This is a genomic window from Pseudomonas sp. 008, from assembly GCF_016861935.1.
Lineage (GTDB): Bacteria > Pseudomonadota > Gammaproteobacteria > Pseudomonadales > Pseudomonadaceae > Aquipseudomonas.
The window spans coordinates 18,630-35,435 of the sequence record NZ_BOMA01000002.1; the positions used below are offsets into that span (position 1 = coordinate 18,630).

Sequence of the window (16,806 nt, forward strand, 5' to 3'; positions counted from 1 at the left end):
GAGATCGACGGCGCGTACATGAGGCGGGCGCTAGTATAAGCGGGTTAACCGCCGGTTCCTGCCCTCGGGAATCCATTGGTGGTGATAGTTCCTGACAGAAATTTCGCTATTTGCCTGCGACTAATGATCGACACCCGATATCGTCGGAAATTGACTGCTTATCCGAGCGCATCGGCTGGCAAGCATTTCCCGCAAAAGGTTCACCGGCTTACTCAATTGTGCGCGATGGGCGCACAGTAAATTCAGCGGTGCGCGCTCACACAGCAATTCAGGCATCAGCACTTTCAAGCGACCGGCGAGCACATCGGTGGCGACATCGAGCCAGGACTTATACGCAATCCCCGCTCCCGCCACGGCCCACAGCCGCACCACATCGGCATCGTCACTGAAGCGATCGCCGCTGACGGTCAGGCTCACCTCGCGTTTGCCGTCATGAAAACTCCAGTGATCGTGGACCCGGCTACCGAGCATAAACAGCAGGCAATTGTGCTGCGCCAATTGCTCCAGCTGCCGTGGTTCGCCATGTCGGGCCAGATAACTCGGCGCAGCACACAGCACGCGACGGTTCTGCGGGGCGATGGGCAACGCCACCAGGCTCGAGTCTTCCGGCTCGCCGTAACGCAGAGCGATGTCCACCGGTTGGCGGAACAGGTCGGCGATGCGGTCGCCCAGCAGCAACCGTACGGTGAGTTTCGGATGCTCGCGCTGAAACTCGTCGAGCCATGGCAACAGCAGGTTGCGCCCGAAATCCGAAGGCGCCGACAGCTGCAAAATCCCACTGACCTGATCCTGCCCACTGGCCAGCAAGCGGCGACCTTCATCGAGGTTGCTCAAGGCAGCCCGGGCGTATTCCAGAAAGCCCTCGCCTTCGGCCGTCAGGCGCAGGCTGCGGGTAGAACGGGTGAGCAAGCGTGCGCCAAGTTGTTGTTCGATGCGCTTCAACGCCGCGCTGGCCACCGCCGCCGACATATCCATCCCCCGTGCCGCCGCCGACAGACTGCCCAGGTCCGCCGCCCGAACGAACAACTGCAAGTCATCGAAACGCAACATCTTTAGCCCCGATTATCAAAAAAATATTGAAAGAGACTGCTCTTTTAGCGGGTTTTATCTTGCAGAGAAATAACCAATCATCTGTGCCATCGAAATCATCTCTCTCCCAGGACCCCACTATGAAAGCCATTGCCTACTACGCCTCCCTGCCGATCAGCGACGAAAAATCCCTGCAAGATATCGAACTGCCAGAACCGGTCGCCGGCCCGCGCGACCTGTTGGTGGAGGTCAAAGCCATTTCGGTCAACCCGGTGGACACCAAGATTCGCCAGAACGTGCAGCCTGAAGCTGGCGCGGCCAAAGTGCTGGGCTGGGACGTGGCGGGTGTGGTCAAGGCTGTTGGCAGCGAAGTGACCTTGTTCAAGGCCGGCGACAAGGTGTTCTACGCCGGCTCCATCGTCCGTGCCGGCGGCAACAGCGAGCTTCATGTGGTGGATGAGCGCATCGTCGGCCATATGCCGAAGACCCTTGGTTTCGCCGAAGCCGCCGCCCTGCCGCTGACCGCCATCACCGCGTGGGAACTGTTGTTCGAACGCCTGCAAATACGCGAAGGCAAAACCGATGAGGGTCAGAGCCTGCTGATCGTCGGTGCCGCCGGGGGCGTTGGTTCAATCCTCACGCAATTGGCCAGCCAGCTCACCGGGTTGAAAGTCATCGGCACCGCGTCCCGTGCCCAAACCCAGAGTTGGGTGCGTGACCTGGGTGCCAATCAGGTGATAGATCACAGTCAGCCGCTGAGTGAAGCACTCAAACGTGCCGGGTTCGAGCATGTGACCCACGTTGCCAGCCTGACCCAGACTGACCAACACCTGGATCAATTGGTGGAGGCATTGGCACCACAAGGCAAACTGGCGCTGATTGATGATCCGAAGGCACTGGACGTGACCAAGCTCAAACGCAAGAGCCTGTCGCTGCATTGGGAGTTCATGTACACCCGCTCGCTGTTCGAAACCGCCGACATGATCGAGCAGCACAAACTGCTCAACCGCGTCGCCGGGCTGATCGATGCCGGCACACTGAAAACCACGGTCGGTGAGCACTTCGGAACCATCAACGCCGCCAACCTGCGTCGCGCCCATGAACGGCTGGAAAGCGGCAAGTCCAAGGGCAAGATTGTGCTTGAAGGGTTCTGACCCGAAGATCAAAAGATCGCTGCGCCAGCGATCTTTTGCCGTCAGTCAGAGAGTTGATCGTTGTCACAATTGCGATCGTATTCAGGTCTACAATCGAAAACTCTGCGAACAATCTTTTACGTGATGTCTTTTGCGAGACGTCTTTCACAAGAGGAACTCAGCAATGAAGATCCTGATAAAAGAATTGGCAACATCCCGCTGGCAGGTTCGCCTGGATCAACACGCTGTGACGTTCCGTAGTGAAGCCGAAGCCCTGGCCTTCACTAAAACGCTTGAAGCGCGCTTGCTCGCGCCCCATCAGATTCCCGGCCGTCAGCAGCGCACTGCTGGCTGAGTCCGTCCTCAGGCCTGGGCTTGTTCCAACGCCCGGGCATTCTGCAAACGCCGGGTGAGCATCGCCACGCTCACCACCACAATTGCGCACAGGCTGATGACCATGGCCATCGGCATGGCACTGCCATCGTGCAAAACACCCACCAGCGCCGCGGCCCCGGCGGCGACACTGAATTGCAGGCAACCGAGCATCGCCGAGGCACTGCCCGCCCGTGCACCCTGGCCGCTCATCGCGCAGGCCGAGGCGTTGGGCACGATACAACCCAGGCTGGCGATGCAGACAAAAAGCGGAATCAGCAACGGCCACAAGTGCGCAGGGTGCAGCGAGCTGACCGCCAACAGGGCCAGGCCGCCCGCCAGGTAGAGCCAGACAGTGCGCGCCAGCAAGAAGGCCGGACCGCGTCTCGCCAGCAACCGGGCATTGACCTGGGCCACCAGGATGAACCCCGCCGCGTTGATCCCGAACAGCCAGCCGAAATGCTCGGCCGGCACACCATAGAGTTTGATGAAGACGAACGGCGAGCCCGCGATGTAGGCAAACATCCCGGCGATGGCGACACCACCGGTCAGGGCATGACCGAGGAATATCGGGTCCGCCAGCAACCGACCATACTGGCGTAGAGCGCCCGACAACGGTTGGCGCGGCACATGGGCCGGTAGACTTTCCGGTAGCCCGAGGGCCACCGCCAACCCGGCCAGCGCACTGAAACCGGTCAGCACGAGAAAGATCGACTGCCAACCCGTCGTGTTGACCAACAACCCGCCCAGCATCGGCGCAAGAATCGGCGCCAGGCCCATCACCAGCATCAACTGCGAAAAGACCTTCGCCGAACCCACCGCATCGCATTTATCGCTGACCACTGCCCGGGCGATCACCATGCCCGCGCAACCACCCAGCGCCTGGACAAAGCGGGCGCCGATCAGCCACTCAAGACTCGGCGCGTAAGCACAGGCCAATGAGGCCACAGTGAATAAACCGACACCGGTCAGCAAGGGAAGCCGTCGCCCAAAGCGATCCGCCACCGGGCCGTACGCCAGTTGGCCGATGGACAGCCCGAGGAAATAGGCCGCCAGGGTCAGTTGAACGTGTTTTTCGTCGGTACCGAAAGCGAGCGCCATCGCCGGGAAGGCCGGCAGGTAGAAATCGATCGCCAGGGGACCGAAAGCGCTCAAGGCGCCGAGAATCAGGATTGTGCGCAGGTTCATCAGGCGTCCAGGTTGGGCAGACAGGTTAGCCATGGATCGGCAGGCTGACAGTCTAGCCGGACGTGGACGCCTTGAACATTCCGTTAGGTCGCTAACTATTAAAAATAGCTCTATTAAAAATAGCTCAGACCAGTTTTACCCCGTAACCCTCTTCAGTGATGGCGGCGATTACCTGATCGGCTGTCAGCACACTTTCTACGCCGACTTCTTTTGCCGCCAGATCGATGCGTACGCTGGCTGCCGGATCCTTGGCTTGCAGCGCCTCAGTGATAGCCTTGACGCAGTGACCGCAGGACATGCCTTCAACGTTGAACACTTGCATGGGACGTCTCCTTTAATGAAGCCCTTATATGAGGGTTGCGCGCAGTCTCGAGCTTGCCACCATGGCAAGGTCAAGTTCTGAATCAAGCTGCCGGGCTGGCAATCGGCGTCGCGCTCGGCCAAGCTGCGTCCATCTATGACTCGACATCAGGAGATTCAGCCATGCGCTGGTCAGCTCTCAGCCTGTTTGGCTTCCTCAGCCTCTTTGCCGCGACACCTTCGGTTCAAGCCGCCGGGGAGGACTACGGCGTGCTGATCATTTCCCGCGAGCGCCTGGAAGTGTCGACTTCCTGCGAGATCGGCGTGTACATCCAGGATCAGTTGGCCGGGCGGCTGTTCCAGGAACAGAGCACCTCGTTCAACCTGCCGCCGGGCAATGTGTCCCTGCGCCTCAAACTGCTGCCGGGTCAGGCGCCGGGCTGCAACCCGGGCATGCTCGCGCCGGGGTCGCAGGACATCAAACTCAAGGCTGGGGATGTGTTGAAGTTCCGGATTGCGATGACGCAGGAAGGGATGTACCTCAAGCCTGCGGCTTTGGAATACTGAGTCGGCTGCGATCTTTTGATCTGAGACATGGCACTTGACCTTGCCAGCATGGCAAGGTTGATCCTGTAGGCAATTTCTACAGGGAGCGTGACCGATGTCCGAATCCACCACTTTCGATCTGCCGATTGCCGGCATGACCTGCGCCAGTTGCGCCGGGCGTGTCGAGCGTGCCTTGAGCAAAGTCATCGGCGCCACGGCCGTCAGCGTCAACCTGGCCACCGAACAGGCCCGGGTGCAAGCGCCCAGTGACAGCCTGCCAGCCTTGATGGACGCCGTGCAGCGGGCTGGTTACAGCGTGCCGCAGCAGACCCTCGAATTGAGCATCGACGGCATGACCTGTGCGTCTTGCGTCGGCCGCGTCGAACGGGCGCTGGCCAAGGTGCCGGGGGTGAAAAGTGTCAGCGTCAACCTGGCCAACGAACGGGCGCACCTTGAGCTGCTCGGCCAGGTCGATCCGCAAACCTTGATCGGCGCCGTGACCAAGGCCGGTTATTCCGCCCGCGTCTGGGAAGTCGAACACCCGCAAACCGATAATCAACAACAACGCCTGCAGCGCGAACGCTGGGCCTTGCTGGCGGCCATCGCCCTCGCCTTGCCGCTGGTGCTGCCGATGCTGCTGCAACCTTTCGGTGTGCACTGGATGCTCCCGGCGTGGGTGCAGTTCGCGCTGGCAACGCCGGTGCAATTCGTCTTCGGCGCCCGCTTCTATGTCGCTGCGTGGAAAGCCGTGCGCGCCGGTGCCGGCAACATGGACTTGCTGGTGGCTCTGGGCACCAGCGCTGGCTACGGCTTGAGCGTTTACGAGTGGACCACCGCTGCCGGTCGCATGCCGCACCTGTATTTCGAAGCCTCGGCGGTAGTGATTGCCTTGGTGTTGCTGGGCAAATACCTGGAAAGCCGCGCCAAGCGCCAGACCGCCAGCGCCATCCGCGCCCTCGAAGCCTTGCGTCCAGAGCGAGCCATCCAAGTGATCGACGGCCGCGAGCAGGAGGTTGCGATCAGTGCCTTGCGCCTCAACGATCTGGTCATGGTCAAACCCGGCGAGCGCTTCCCAGTGGATGGCGAAGTGGTGGAAGGCCAGAGCCACGCCGATGAAGCGTTGATCAGCGGCGAAAGCCTGCCGGTGCCAAAACAACCGGGCGACAAGGTCACCGGCGGTGCGATCAACGGTGAAGGTCGGCTGCTGGTGCGGACCTTGGCGCTCGGCGCGGAAACCGTGCTGGCGCGGATCATCCGCCTGGTCGAAGACGCGCAGGCGGCGAAAGCGCCGATCCAGAAACTGGTGGATAAAGTCAGCCAGGTGTTCGTGCCCGTGGTGCTGCTGATTGCACTGGCGACCCTGGTTGGTTGGTGGCTGTATGGCGCGCCGCTGGAAACTGCATTGATCAACGCCGTCGCGGTGTTGGTGATCGCCTGTCCTTGTGCGCTTGGGTTGGCCACACCGACGGCAATCATGGCAGGCACCGGTGTGGCGGCGCACCACGGAATTCTGATCAAGGACGCCGAAGCCCTGGAACGCGCCCACGAAGTCAGCGCCGTGGTGTTCGACAAGACCGGCACACTGACCTCGGGCACGCCGCGCATCGCGCATTTGAGTGCCATTGAGGGTGACGAAGCCGCCTTGCTGCAAATGGCCGGCGCGCTGCAACGCGGCAGTGAGCACCCGCTGGCCAAGGCGGTGCTGGATGCCTGCGCCGAACGTGGCTTGACCGTGGCCGATGTCAGCGACAGTCAATCGCTGACCGGGCGCGGCATTGCCGGCAGCCTCGATGGTCGGCGATTGGCCCTGGGCAACCGGCGCTTGCTGGAAGAAAGTGGCTTGAATGCCGGGCCATTGGCCGACTCCGCAAGCGCTTGGGAAACCGAAGGCCGGACGCTGTCCTGGTTGATCGAGCAAAGCCCCGAACCTCGGGTGCTGGGCCTGTTCGCCTTCGGTGACACGCTCAAGCCCGGCGCCCTGCAAGCGGTGCAACGCCTAAGCGCCCGCAATATCAGCAGCCACCTGCTGACCGGCGATAACCGCGGCAGCGCCAAAGTCGTCGCCCAAGCGCTGGGCATCAAGGATGTTCACGCCGAAGTACTCCCGGCGGACAAAGCCGCCACCGTCGCCGCCCTGAAAAAAACCGGCGTGGTGGCGATGGTCGGCGACGGCATCAACGACGCCCCGGCCCTGGCTGCTGCTGACATCGGCATCGCCATGGGCGGCGGCACGGATGTCGCCATGCACGCTGCCGGCATCACTCTGATGCGCGGTGACCCACGGCTGGTTCCGGCGGCGCTGGAGATCAGTCGCAAGACCTACGCGAAAATTCGCCAGAACCTGTTCTGGGCCTTCGTCTATAACCTGATCGGCCTGCCACTGGCGGCATTCGGCTTCCTCAACCCGGTGCTGGCCGGCGCGGCCATGGCGCTGTCGAGCGTCAGCGTGGTCAGCAATGCATTACTGTTGAAAACCTGGAAGCCCAAAGACCTGGAGGACAACCGATGAACATTGGCCAAGCGGCCCGCCAGAGCGGTCTGAGCGCGAAGATGATCCGTTATTACGAGTCCATCGGCCTGCTCAAGGCGGCCCATCGCACCGACAGTGGCTACCGCGTCTATGGCGACGACGACCTGCACACCCTGGCGTTCATCAAGCGCTCTCGGGACTTGGGTTTTTCACTGGAAGAAGTCGGCAAACTACTGACCCTCTGGCAGGATCGCCAGCGCGCCAGTGCCGATGTGAAGGCCTTGGCCCGTCAGCACATCGACGAGCTGAACCAGAAGATTCGCGAACTTGGTCAGTTGCGCGACACCCTGCAAGACCTCGTAGAACACTGCCACGGCGACCACCGCCCGGACTGCCCGATTCTCAAGGAGCTGGCCTCGGGTTGTTGCGTCGAACCCGCTCACTCTTGAGCGCCAACCCCTTCACCACCAGCAATAGGGTGAGGGGAATGCCGTGGAACAACAGCACCACCGCGCCGGGTGTCCACCAGGAATAGAACGGCGCGGCGATCAACATGCCGACACCGAACCCGGTCATTTGCAGCAGCGTCAGAAAACTGAAAATCGGCAGGCGCAGGCTGTCCGGTTCACGTTGCAGGCGCGACATCAGGCCGACCTCCGAAAAACCGTCGCCTATCCCGGCGGGCAACGAAAACAGCAGCAAACCGTACAGGGTCTGCTGCTGAAACGTCAGGATGAAGCCGCAGGACATCAGCAACACGCCAAAGAAAAATCGCCGCTCAAGGTGCGCGTTGTCCGTGCCTTTCAGGCGACTGGCGATTCGCGCACCGATGAACTTGCCGCAGGCCCACACCGCCAGCATCAGGCCCAGGGTGGTGCTGGCCGACTCGGGTGTGAGCAGTTTTGAAATGATCGGAAGACCGACGTTGTGCGCGGCGCTGCCCAAGGTGTCGGCCATGGCGACGGCCAGCATCGCCGCCAGTACCGGCGCCGTGCGCAAACCCTGGCGCAAGGCCTGCCATTCGCCCTGTTTGTGAAGAGGTTCATCACAGCTGGGGGCCGGTCCGCAAAACCGCAGTGGCACAATCAACAGCGCCGCCAGCAGGTACGTGACCACGTTCAATGCAAATACCGTTTCAAAGCCAAATCCCGCCACCAACAACCCAGCCACCAGACTCCCGCTGACCATCGCCGCAGAGGACGCTGAGGTTATCCAGGCGTTGGTCTTGAGTAATTGCGCCTCTTCGATCAGGTGCGGCAATTGGCTGTTGAGGCCGATGGCGAACATCGAATTACCAAACCCCAGGCCAAACGCGATCAGCGGCAATAGCAACGCTTGTTGGCTGACCGGCAGCACCAGCAGCAGCCCCAGCAAACCGGCACGCAGCAGATCGAAGGCAATCAGCGGCAGGCGCCCGGCCCAGCGGCGATAGAACCGGGTACCGATCAGGCTGGCCAGGATCCCCCCGGCGACACGGCTGGCGAGGAAGATGCCGACGCTCATGGCGCTATTGCTGAGCAGGTAGACGTAGGTAGCCAGGGCGACCATGTTGAGGAAAGCGCCGAAGTCCGAAATCAGCCGGGCGGCGACGATCAACTGAGCATTGCGGATGGAGTTCACATTCAGTCCTTGAGTGTGCGGGGCATTGCTGGTGTAAAAAACCCGGCCAAAGCCGGGTTTTGGGTCAACCGATCACTGCATCCACGGCGGAGGCGGTTCTTCGGCTTTGCTTGGTGGCGCATCGTCCGCCGCCCGAATCGCTTGGCGACGCTCTTCGTCGAGACGAGCCGCCTCGATCTCGCGCATGATCCCGCCGACGTCCGCCAGTTCTTCCGGCTCGTCGAACTCGCCGGTCAACACGCTGGCCGGGTGCAAGGTGCCGGCTTCGTACAACGCCCACATTTCCTTGGCATACTTGGTGCGTTTCAACTCCGGTGCAAAACGACCGAAGTACGACGCCATGTTGCCCACGTCCCGCTCCAGCATGCTGAACGCGTGGTTGTTGCCCGCCGCATCCACTGCTTGCGGCAGGTCGATGATGACCGGGCCGGTCGGCGTCAGCAGCACGTTGAACTCGGACAGGTCACCGTGCACCAGACCGGTACACAACATCAGCACGATTTGCGAAATCAGGTAAGCGTGATACTCGCGTGCCTGGTCCGGCTCCAGCACCACATCGTTCAGGCGAGGCGCGGCATCGCCGTACTCGTCAGCCACCAGTTCCATCAGCAGCACGCCTTCGAGGAAGTCATACGGCTTGGGCACCCGCACCCCGGCACTGGCCAGGCGGAACAGCGCCGCCACTTCGGCGTTCTGCCAGGCGTCTTCGGTTTCCTTGCGGCCAAACTTGGAGCCCTTGGCCATTGCGCGAGCCTGCCGGCTGTTGCGCACCTTGCGGCCTTCCTGATACTCGGCCGCCTGACGAAAACTGCGTTTGTTCGCCTCCTTGTAGACCTTGGCACAACGCAGCTCGTTGCCGCAGCGCACCACATAAACAGCTGCTTCTTTACCACTCATGAGTGGGCGCAGCACCTCGTCGACCAGACCGTCCTCGATCAGGGGTTCAATGCGTTTTGGAGTCTTCATCAGCTTTTATTGTGGGTCCTTTATTACCAAACACGCGAAAGTCATTCGTTATACGGCAATCCTCTCATTCGGGGGAGGGGTTGCCGACCTATGAACGTTCCCATGAACATCAAGATGCACACAATGTGCCGGATTAATCAGGCAAAACTCATCGACCGCCCAGGATCATAGCTGAGCGAGAACCACTTGTTGACGACGGAGTGCCAAGGTATTTGCGACAGAATCTAACCTCGATCCCTGGCGTTCGCAGGATTTTTCTCAAAAGACCTCAATTTCCCCGCGCTTCAGCCGAAGTCATTAGAGAGAAAAGGAATTGTCTGACAATCGCCTCAACAACAATCAAGAAGGCGCGCTCAAGGATCGGGACATATCAAACGTTTTCGGCTGCCAATAATCCGCGAGTCATCAGCACTGCGTGGGCCTACAAGAAAAACTGGAGCGCGGATGAACATCAAACAGAAGTTGACCTGGGCGTTTGCAATCATCGCCTGCTTGCCCGTGGTGCTGGTCGCCACCCTCGTCGTGCTGAACTTGCGCAGCGACGCCAAGGACAATTTTGTCGACGGCAGTGGCCGCGAGATTCGTCAGGTCAGCAATGCCATGCAACTGTTCTTTGATGGCATCAGCCAGAACGTTGAGTACCTGGCGACCCAACCGCTGATCAAGAACTCCGACGACAGCCTCAAAACCTACATGAGCGCCAACGCCGAGAGCATTCCCCAAGGCGAAATGGACAAGAAGGTCTTCGCCCTCCTCCAGGATCTGGGCAACAGCCATCCGGCCTACGCCTATGCGATTCTCGGGACGGCGGCGGGCGGTTACGTGTCCTGGCCGGACGATGCGAAGCTGAGCAATTACGACCCGCGCCAGCGCCCTTGGTACAAGGCGGCCCAGGCCAAGCCGGGCAAGCCGCTTCGCACCGAGGCCTATTACTGGGCTCAGGATGACGCGACCTACGTCAGCACCGTGCGCACCATCGATAACAAACTGGGCAGCAATGGCGGCGTGGTCAGCATCGACGTGACGCTCAAGCAGCTCACTGAAATCGTCAAACAGATCAAACTCGGTGAAACCGGCTACCTGATGCTGGTGGAAAACACCGGCACCATACTGGTCGATCCCAAGCAGCCGGAACACAACTTCAAAGCCCTGAGCAGCCTCGGCGACGGCTACGCGCAACTCGGCAAGGCTGGCAAAGGGCTGGTTGAGGTTGAGCTCAATGGCGAGCGCTACATGGCCAACATCTGGCCGTCGGAGCAACTGGGCTGGACCTTTATCGGCCTGATCAAGCAGACCGACGTGATGAGCTCGGCCACTCAACTGACCTGGCTGATCGCGATCATCGCAGCAGTACTGGCGGTGTTCTTCGCCATCGTCGGCGCCAGTTTCGCCAGCCTGATCGTGCGGCCGATCCGCAGCGTGGCCAGCGGTCTGGAAGGCATCGCCCAGGGCGAAGGCGACCTGACCAAGAACCTGCACATCCGTGGCAGCGATGAAACCGCGCAACTGGCCAACTGGTTCAACCAGTTTCTGGCGGCGATCCGCAACCTGATTCAAAGCATCGGCGGCGCCGCGACCAAGATCCTCGCCACCTCCAAGAGTTCGACCCAAGTGTCCAGCGACATGGCCGAAGCCGCCGGGCGTCAGCGTGAAGCGGTGGACATGGTGTCCACGGCGTTCCACGAAATGGTCGCCACCGCCAACGAAGTCGCGCGCTCTTGCAGCCAGGCCGCCGAGTCGGCCGACAGCGGTCAGCGCCAGGCCCGTGAAGGCCAGCAGCAGATCGATGCCGCGGTGAGCAGTGTCGATCGCTTGAGCCAGGAAATCGAACAGTCGGCGCAATCGATGCAACAGCTTGAGCGCGACAGCAACGACATTCAGTCGATCCTCGGGACCATCCGTTCCATCGCCGAACAGACCAACCTGCTGGCCCTGAACGCTGCCATCGAAGCAGCCCGGGCCGGTGAACAGGGTCGTGGCTTTGCGGTGGTGGCGGATGAAGTTCGCGCCCTGGCCAAACGAACTGCCGACTCCACGGCGGAAATCGACGGCCTGCTGGGCAACCTGGCCAAGCGCACCAGTCAGGTGACACAGCAGATGCATGCAAGCCTGGAGGTGTCTCAGCAATCGGTGACCCGCATCGGTGAAGCGCGCAGCAGCTTCGGGCAGATCCGTGAGTCGGTGGATGTGATTCGTGACATGAACACTCAAATCGCTACGGCGGCTGAGGAACAGCATCAGGTGGCCGAGGACATCAATCGGCATATCAGCCAGATTCATGGCGATGCGCAGTTGGTGGCGGAATTGGCAAACTCGGCGCGGCTGGACTCTCAGAGCCTGGCAGGGTTGTCGAATGAGCTGGACGGGTTGGTTCGCCGCTTCAGAACCTGAAGTCACTGATCCAACTGGTCGAAATAGATACCTGTGGCGAGGGAGCTTGCTCCCTCGCCACAATTACTGTTTGAACAACTCACCAGGGGTAAACCCGAACAACCCCTTGAACGCCGCAATAAACGCCGACGTCGAGTCATACCCGCAAGACAGCGCGGCATTGGTCACGCTGTCCCCCTCCTCCAGCAAACTCAACGACGACAGCAGCCGCATGCGCTGCCGCCAACTGCGGAAGCTCAACCCGGTCTCGCGCTGAAACAGCCGCATCAGGGTTTTCTCCGACATGCCCAAACGCTCGGCCCATTCCTGCAAGGTCACCGTGCACTCAGGACTTTCGATCAGTTCGTTGCACAAACCCAGCAGTCGCTCATGCCGGGGCAGCGGCAAGGAAAACCCCACCTCCGGCAGACTCGCCAACTGATCGAGCAGCACGCCCACCAATCGCGCCTCCTGACTGTCGCCCTGTGGATACTCCACCGGCAACTGGCAAAAGCGCTTGATCAGCTCCCGCGCCAAAGGCGTGACTTCCAGTACCCGGCAACGCCCGTCCGCCCATTGGCAGTCCTCGCGGCGCACATACAGGCTGCGCATTTCGGCACGCATCGAGGTCACGACCTGATGCTCGAGATCCGCCGGAATCCAGATGCCCCACTGCGGCGGCGCAAAGAAACTGCCTTCGGCGGTGTGCACGCCGAGAACGCCGCTGATGGCGTAGGAAAACTGCACCCAATCATGACGATGAGGCGGCGTCCACGAACCGGCGTTCAGGCTTTCCGCCCGCGCATACAACGGACGCGGCAACACCGTCAGCGCCGGGATGGTCCGCTCGAGGGTAAGTTGTCCGTTAGTCGGCATTGATTGGCCTTATGTCGCAAGACGGCTGATAGGGCCGACGTTAGGCTAAGTCATCAATTCTTACAAATGGATTCGGTGCCGGTTATGCATGCCTTCAAACACCTCAAACGCGTGGTCACCGACTGGTTCTTGTGCGGCATGCTGATCGCCACGCTGCTGGCGTATTTCTTCCCGACCTTCGGCGCCACCGGCGGCGGGATGCATGCCGAGTGGGTGATCAACATCGGCGTGTTCCTGGTGTTCTTCCTGCACGGGGTCAACCTCTCCAGCGAGCAGATCCGCCACGGGCTGAAAAACTGGAAGCTGCACGTGATGGTCCAAGCCTTCACCTTTGCGGTGTTTCCGTTGATCTGGCTGCTGAGCGACACACTGCTGGGCTCACACATTCCATCGTTGCTGATGCTCGGTTTCCTCTACCTCTGCGCCCTGCCCTCGACCATCTCTTCGTCCGTGGCCCTGACCGGCAGCGCGGGCGGCAACGTACCGGCGGCGATTCTCAACGCGAGCCTGTCCAGTGTGCTGGGGATTTTCCTGACACCGTTGCTGGTGAGTTTCGTGGTCGGCAGCGGCGCTGGCGGCATCGACCTGGGTTCAACCCTGCTCGATCTGTGCGCGATGCTGTTGTTGCCGCTGGTGCTTGGGCAATTATTGCGGCCGTTGCTGGGAAAAATTTTCGCCCGGTACAAGCGCTACACCAACATCGCCGACAAACTGGTGATCCTGCTGCTGGTGTACTCGGCGTTCTGCAACTCGATGGTCTCGGGGATGTGGCAGCAACAGGGCAACAGCGTGATTCTCATGGCGTTGATCGGCAGTGCGATTCTGCTGGCGATCATTCTGTGGATGACCACCCGCACCGCCCACGCGCTGAAGTTCAGCCCCGCCGATGAGATCGCCGCGGTGTTCTGCGCCAGCAAAAAATCCCTGGCGGCCGGGGCACCGATGGCGGCGCTGATCTTCGGCGCCAACCCCGGCCTTGGGTTGATCCTGCTGCCGATCATGATCTACCACCCGTTGCAGCTGATCGTGTGCTCGGTGATGGCCGAGGGTTACGCCAACCGCAACCGGCAACTGGCCGCGCAGCAAAACGCGGCAGTGCTTAGCCCTCAATAATCAGCGCTCGATAATCGCCGTCACGCCCTGACCGCCGGCGGCGCAGATCGAGATCAACCCTCGGCCCTTGCCCGCCGCGTCCAGCAGCTTCGCCAGGTTGGCGACGATGCGCGCACCGGTGGCGGCAAACGGATGCCCGACGGCCAGTGAACTGCCTTTGACGTTGAGGCGACTGCGGTCGATGGAACCCAGCGGCGCGTCGAGGCCGAGACGGGTTTTGCAGTACTCCGGATCTTCCCAGGCCTTCAACGTGCACAGCACCTGCGCGGCAAACGCTTCGTGGATTTCGTAGTAATCGAAATCCTGCAAGGTCAGGCCGTTGCGCGCCAGCAATCGCGGCACCGCATACACCGGCGCCATCAGCAGCCCTTCGGCACCGTTGACGAAATCCACCGCCGCCGCCTCGCCATCGCGCCAATAGGCAAGCACCGGCAAACCGCGCTCCTTCGCCCATTCCTCGCTGCCCAACAGCACCACCGATGCACCATCGGTGAGTGGCGTGGAGTTGCCCGCGGTCAGGGTGCCCTTGGCACTTTTCTCGAAGGCCGGTTTCAGTGAGGCGAGTTTTTCCAGGGTCAGCTCCGGGCGCAGGTTGTTGTCCCGGGGCAGGCCGAGGAACGGCGTCATCAGATCGTTGTGCCAGCCTTCGGCGTAGGACGCCGCCAGTTTCTGATGGCTTTCGAGGGTCAGCCGATCCTGCTCGTCACGCGGGATGCCCCAGGTCTGGGCCATCAATTCACAGTGTTCGCCCATCGACCGGCCGGTGCGCGGCTCGCCGATACTTGGAAAGTCCGGGATCAGGTGTCGGGGACGCAATTGCAGGAAGGTCTTCAGTTTGTCAGCGGTGCTTTTGGCACGGTTGGCTTGCAAGAGAATCTTGCGCAAGTCTTCGTTGACGCCGATCGGTACGTCCGAGGCCGTGTCGACACCGCCGGCAATGCCGCATTCAATCTGCCCCAGGGCGATTTTGTTCGCCACCAACAACGTCGCCTCCAGCCCCGTACCGCAGGCCTGCTGGATGTCGTAGGCCGGCGTCGTCGGCGACAACCGCGAGCCCAATACGCATTCGCGGGTCAGGCCGTAGTCGCGCAAATACTTGAGCAAGGCCCCGGCCGCCACTTCGCCCATGCGCACACCGTGCAGGTTATAGCGCTCGATCAAGCCTTCCAGCGCTGCGGTGAACATCGCCTGGTTACTGGCAGTGGCGTACGGCCCGTTGGACCGGGCAAAAGGAATACGGTTACCGCCGATAATCGCGACGCGGCGCAGCTGAGTCATGAAAAAAGCTCCTTCTGATAGTCAATGGTGAACACACATCCCTGTGGGAGCGGGCTGCAATTCCTGAAAGACCTGCTAAACCCAAGCTCAAACCAACCTGCAATGTTCAAGCGTAGGCCTTATCTCGTGGATCGAACGACTAATTGCCATTCCTGGTCCACACTTTTAACCCCGGCTTCTGGAGCGTGATTCATGTCTGACCGCTATATCGACTTCGCCAATTCGTCCATCGGCCATCGTGTGGTCGGTGCCCTGGGTCTGCCGTCGCCGGTACGGCTGGAACGCTGGCAAGCAGGCCGATTGCGGCCTGTCGAGGGGGCGCTGTTGATAGGCGGTGGCCCGCTGACGGAAAAAATCAGCACCCTCGCCAACCGCTTGACCGACACGATTTACAGCTACGGCACCGACCCGACCCTGGCCACCGCGTGGATTCCCGGCCACGGCCAGAAACTCAAAGCCGTGGTGTTCGACGCCAGTGACCTGGTGCAGGTCGATCAGCTGAAACAGCTGCGCGAGTTCTTCCAGCCACTGATGAAAAACCTCGATCACCATGCGCACCTGGTGATTCTCGGTCGCGCGCCGGAGACCTTGAGCGACCCGTTCGCCGCCAGCACCCAACGGGCCCTGGAAGGGTTCAGCCGTTCGCTGGCCAAGGAACTGCGCAACGGCGGCACCTTGCAGCTGATCTATGTCGGCGAAGGGGCCGAAGATCAACTCGAAGGCCCGTTGCGGTTTTTCCTCTCGCCCAAAAGTGCGTTCATTTCCGGACAAGTCATACGTTTGAAGGCGTGTGCGACGCAGGTGATGGACTGGACACGCCCCTTGTCAGGGCGCAAGGCACTGGTAACCGGGGCAGCCCGGGGGATTGGCGCCTCGATCGCCGAAACCCTGGCCCGGGACGGTGCCGAAGTGATCCTGCTCGACGTGGCGCCGGCCAAAACCGACCTCGACGCCCTGGCCGCGCGCCTCGGCGGGCGCAGCATCACCCTGGACATCTGCGCCGAAAACGCCGCCACGCAACTGATCGAACACTTGCCCGACGGCGTCGACATCGTGGTGCACAACGCGGGCATCACCCGGGATAAAACCCTGGCCAACATGACCCCGGAATTCTGGGACGCGGTGCTGGCGGTCAACCTCAACGCGCCGCAAGTGCTGACCAAGGCGCTGCTCGACAGCGGCACCCTGCGCGACGACGGCCGAGTGATCCTGTTGGCGTCCATCAGCGGCATCGCCGGCAATCGCGGGCAAACCAATTACGCCGCGAGCAAGGCCGGGCTGATTGGCCTGGCCCAGGCCTGGGCGCCACTGCTGGCAGGGCGCGGCATCAGCATCAACGCGGTGGCACCAGGGTTTATCGAAACCCAGATGACCGCGCATCTGCCCTTCGGCGTACGCGAAGCCGGGCGGCGCTTGAGTTCGTTGGGCCAAGGCGGCCTGCCGCAAGACGTCGCCGAAGCCGTGGCCTGGATGGCACAACCAGGCACCGGAGCGTTTACCGGGCAAGCACTGCGCGTGTGCGGGCAAAGCGTGTTGGGAGCCTGA

The 16,806-nt window shown here is 61.3% G+C and carries 15 protein-coding genes and 1 pseudogene; 9 read left to right on the plus strand and 7 right to left on the minus strand.

All coding sequences use genetic code 11. The features are described from left to right. Positions 1-120: 120 nt before the first annotated feature. A complete protein-coding gene (locus JUI81_RS04755; protein ID WP_019651868.1) occupies positions 121-1,050 on the minus strand; it encodes a LysR family transcriptional regulator in 930 nt (309 codons plus the stop codon). A 119-nt stretch (positions 1,051-1,169) separates the two neighbouring features. Between JUI81_RS04755 and JUI81_RS04760 the strand changes: the two genes are divergently transcribed. Continuing rightward, positions 1,170-2,183 (plus strand): zinc-binding alcohol dehydrogenase family protein, encoded by a 1,014-nt coding sequence (locus JUI81_RS04760; RefSeq protein WP_204123866.1) that lies wholly within the window; start codon positions 1,170-1,172, stop codon positions 2,181-2,183. Positions 2,184-2,346: 163 nt separating this feature from the next. Further along, positions 2,347-2,517 carry a hypothetical protein gene (locus JUI81_RS04765; protein ID WP_018928382.1) on the plus strand — a complete coding sequence of 57 codons (171 nt, stop codon included), beginning with the start codon at positions 2,347-2,349 and terminating at the stop codon, positions 2,515-2,517. Positions 2,518-2,525: 8 nt separating this feature from the next. Here JUI81_RS04765 and JUI81_RS04770 read toward each other — a convergent pair whose 3' ends face one another. Further along, positions 2,526-3,722 carry a multidrug effflux MFS transporter gene (locus tag JUI81_RS04770; RefSeq protein WP_019582302.1) on the minus strand — a complete coding sequence of 399 codons (1,197 nt, stop codon included), beginning with the start codon at positions 3,720-3,722 and terminating at the stop codon, positions 2,526-2,528. 124 nt (positions 3,723-3,846) lie between these two features. After that, on the minus strand, positions 3,847-4,044 hold the full coding sequence (locus JUI81_RS04775) for a heavy-metal-associated domain-containing protein (protein ID WP_204123867.1): 198 nt from the start codon (positions 4,042-4,044) through the stop codon (positions 3,847-3,849). Positions 4,045-4,205: 161 nt separating this feature from the next. Here JUI81_RS04775 and JUI81_RS04780 point away from each other — a divergent pair, with 161 nt between their 5' ends. The 3 genes from JUI81_RS04780 (at position 4,206) to cueR (ending at position 7,487) form a co-directional block, all read left to right on the plus strand. Beyond that, a complete protein-coding gene (locus JUI81_RS04780) occupies positions 4,206-4,589 on the plus strand; it encodes a hypothetical protein (RefSeq protein WP_018928385.1) in 384 nt (127 codons plus the stop codon). A 94-nt stretch (positions 4,590-4,683) separates the two neighbouring features. Continuing rightward, positions 4,684-7,077 carry a heavy metal translocating P-type ATPase gene (locus tag JUI81_RS04785; RefSeq protein ID WP_204123868.1) on the plus strand — a complete coding sequence of 798 codons (2,394 nt, stop codon included), beginning with the start codon at positions 4,684-4,686 and terminating at the stop codon, positions 7,075-7,077. Further along, positions 7,074-7,487, plus strand: a complete 414-nt coding sequence (cueR, locus tag JUI81_RS04790; RefSeq protein ID WP_007940146.1) for a Cu(I)-responsive transcriptional regulator — start codon at positions 7,074-7,076, stop codon at positions 7,485-7,487. The genes JUI81_RS04785 and cueR overlap by 4 nt, the downstream gene beginning before the upstream one ends. Here cueR and JUI81_RS04795 read toward each other — a convergent pair. Continuing rightward, a complete protein-coding gene (locus JUI81_RS04795) occupies positions 7,441-8,658 on the minus strand; it encodes an MFS transporter (protein ID WP_204123869.1) in 1,218 nt (405 codons plus the stop codon). The two genes, cueR and JUI81_RS04795, sit on opposite strands and share 47 nt — an antisense overlap. Before the next feature lie 72 nt (positions 8,659-8,730). After that, positions 8,731-9,624 carry a PA4780 family RIO1-like protein kinase gene (locus JUI81_RS04800; RefSeq protein WP_018928388.1) on the minus strand — a complete coding sequence of 298 codons (894 nt, stop codon included), beginning with the start codon at positions 9,622-9,624 and terminating at the stop codon, positions 8,731-8,733. A gap of 444 nt (positions 9,625-10,068) precedes the next feature. Here JUI81_RS04800 and JUI81_RS32135 point away from each other — a divergent pair. Further along, a pseudogene (locus JUI81_RS32135) lies at positions 10,069-11,157 on the plus strand (cache domain-containing protein); the annotation flags it as partial. 129 nt (positions 11,158-11,286) lie between these two features. Then, on the plus strand, positions 11,287-12,015 hold the full coding sequence (locus JUI81_RS32140) for a methyl-accepting chemotaxis protein (protein WP_370694720.1): 729 nt from the start codon (positions 11,287-11,289) through the stop codon (positions 12,013-12,015). 63 nt (positions 12,016-12,078) lie between these two features. On the opposite strand, the gene JUI81_RS04810 is transcribed toward JUI81_RS32140, so the two are convergent. After that, entirely contained in the window at positions 12,079-12,870 is a 792-nt protein-coding gene (locus JUI81_RS04810; RefSeq protein WP_018928390.1) for a helix-turn-helix transcriptional regulator, read from the minus strand. An 84-nt stretch (positions 12,871-12,954) separates the two neighbouring features. Between JUI81_RS04810 and JUI81_RS04815 the strand changes: the two genes are divergently transcribed. Beyond that, a complete protein-coding gene (locus tag JUI81_RS04815) occupies positions 12,955-13,983 on the plus strand; it encodes a bile acid:sodium symporter family protein (protein WP_239077661.1) in 1,029 nt (342 codons plus the stop codon). On the opposite strand, the gene JUI81_RS04820 is transcribed toward JUI81_RS04815, so the two are convergent. Next, positions 13,984-15,261 (minus strand): acetyl-CoA C-acetyltransferase, encoded by a 1,278-nt coding sequence (locus tag JUI81_RS04820; protein WP_204123871.1) that lies wholly within the window; start codon positions 15,259-15,261, stop codon positions 13,984-13,986. It abuts the gene before it with no gap. Positions 15,262-15,453: 192 nt separating this feature from the next. Between JUI81_RS04820 and JUI81_RS04825 the strand changes: the two genes are divergently transcribed. Next, positions 15,454-16,806, plus strand: coding sequence for a 3-oxoacyl-ACP reductase (locus JUI81_RS04825; protein WP_018928393.1), 1,353 nt, complete (start codon positions 15,454-15,456; stop codon positions 16,804-16,806).

Bases quoted from the DNA above. Each gene is read 5' to 3' on its own strand.
- JUI81_RS04755 (WP_019651868.1), bottom strand. From the start codon at position 1,050: ATGTTGCGTTTCGATGACTTGCAGTTGTTCGTTCGGGCGGCGGACCTG.
- JUI81_RS04760 (WP_204123866.1), top strand. From the start codon at position 1,170: ATGAAAGCCATTGCCTACTACGCCTCCCTGCCGATCAGCGACGAAAAA.
- JUI81_RS04765 (WP_018928382.1), top strand. From the start codon at position 2,347: ATGAAGATCCTGATAAAAGAATTGGCAACATCCCGCTGGCAGGTTCGC.
- JUI81_RS04770 (WP_019582302.1), bottom strand. From the start codon at position 3,722: ATGAACCTGCGCACAATCCTGATTCTCGGCGCCTTGAGCGCTTTCGGT.
- JUI81_RS04775 (WP_204123867.1), bottom strand. From the start codon at position 4,044: ATGCAAGTGTTCAACGTTGAAGGCATGTCCTGCGGTCACTGCGTCAAG.
- JUI81_RS04780 (WP_018928385.1), top strand. From the start codon at position 4,206: ATGCGCTGGTCAGCTCTCAGCCTGTTTGGCTTCCTCAGCCTCTTTGCC.
- JUI81_RS04785 (WP_204123868.1), top strand. From the start codon at position 4,684: ATGTCCGAATCCACCACTTTCGATCTGCCGATTGCCGGCATGACCTGC.
- cueR (WP_007940146.1), top strand. From the start codon at position 7,074: ATGAACATTGGCCAAGCGGCCCGCCAGAGCGGTCTGAGCGCGAAGATG.
- JUI81_RS04800 (WP_018928388.1), bottom strand. From the start codon at position 9,624: ATGAAGACTCCAAAACGCATTGAACCCCTGATCGAGGACGGTCTGGTC.
- JUI81_RS32140 (WP_370694720.1), top strand. From the start codon at position 11,287: ATGGTGTCCACGGCGTTCCACGAAATGGTCGCCACCGCCAACGAAGTC.
- JUI81_RS04810 (WP_018928390.1), bottom strand. From the start codon at position 12,870: ATGCCGACTAACGGACAACTTACCCTCGAGCGGACCATCCCGGCGCTG.
- JUI81_RS04815 (WP_239077661.1), top strand. From the start codon at position 12,955: ATGCATGCCTTCAAACACCTCAAACGCGTGGTCACCGACTGGTTCTTG.
- JUI81_RS04820 (WP_204123871.1), bottom strand. From the start codon at position 15,261: ATGACTCAGCTGCGCCGCGTCGCGATTATCGGCGGTAACCGTATTCCT.
- JUI81_RS04825 (WP_018928393.1), top strand. From the start codon at position 15,454: ATGTCTGACCGCTATATCGACTTCGCCAATTCGTCCATCGGCCATCGT.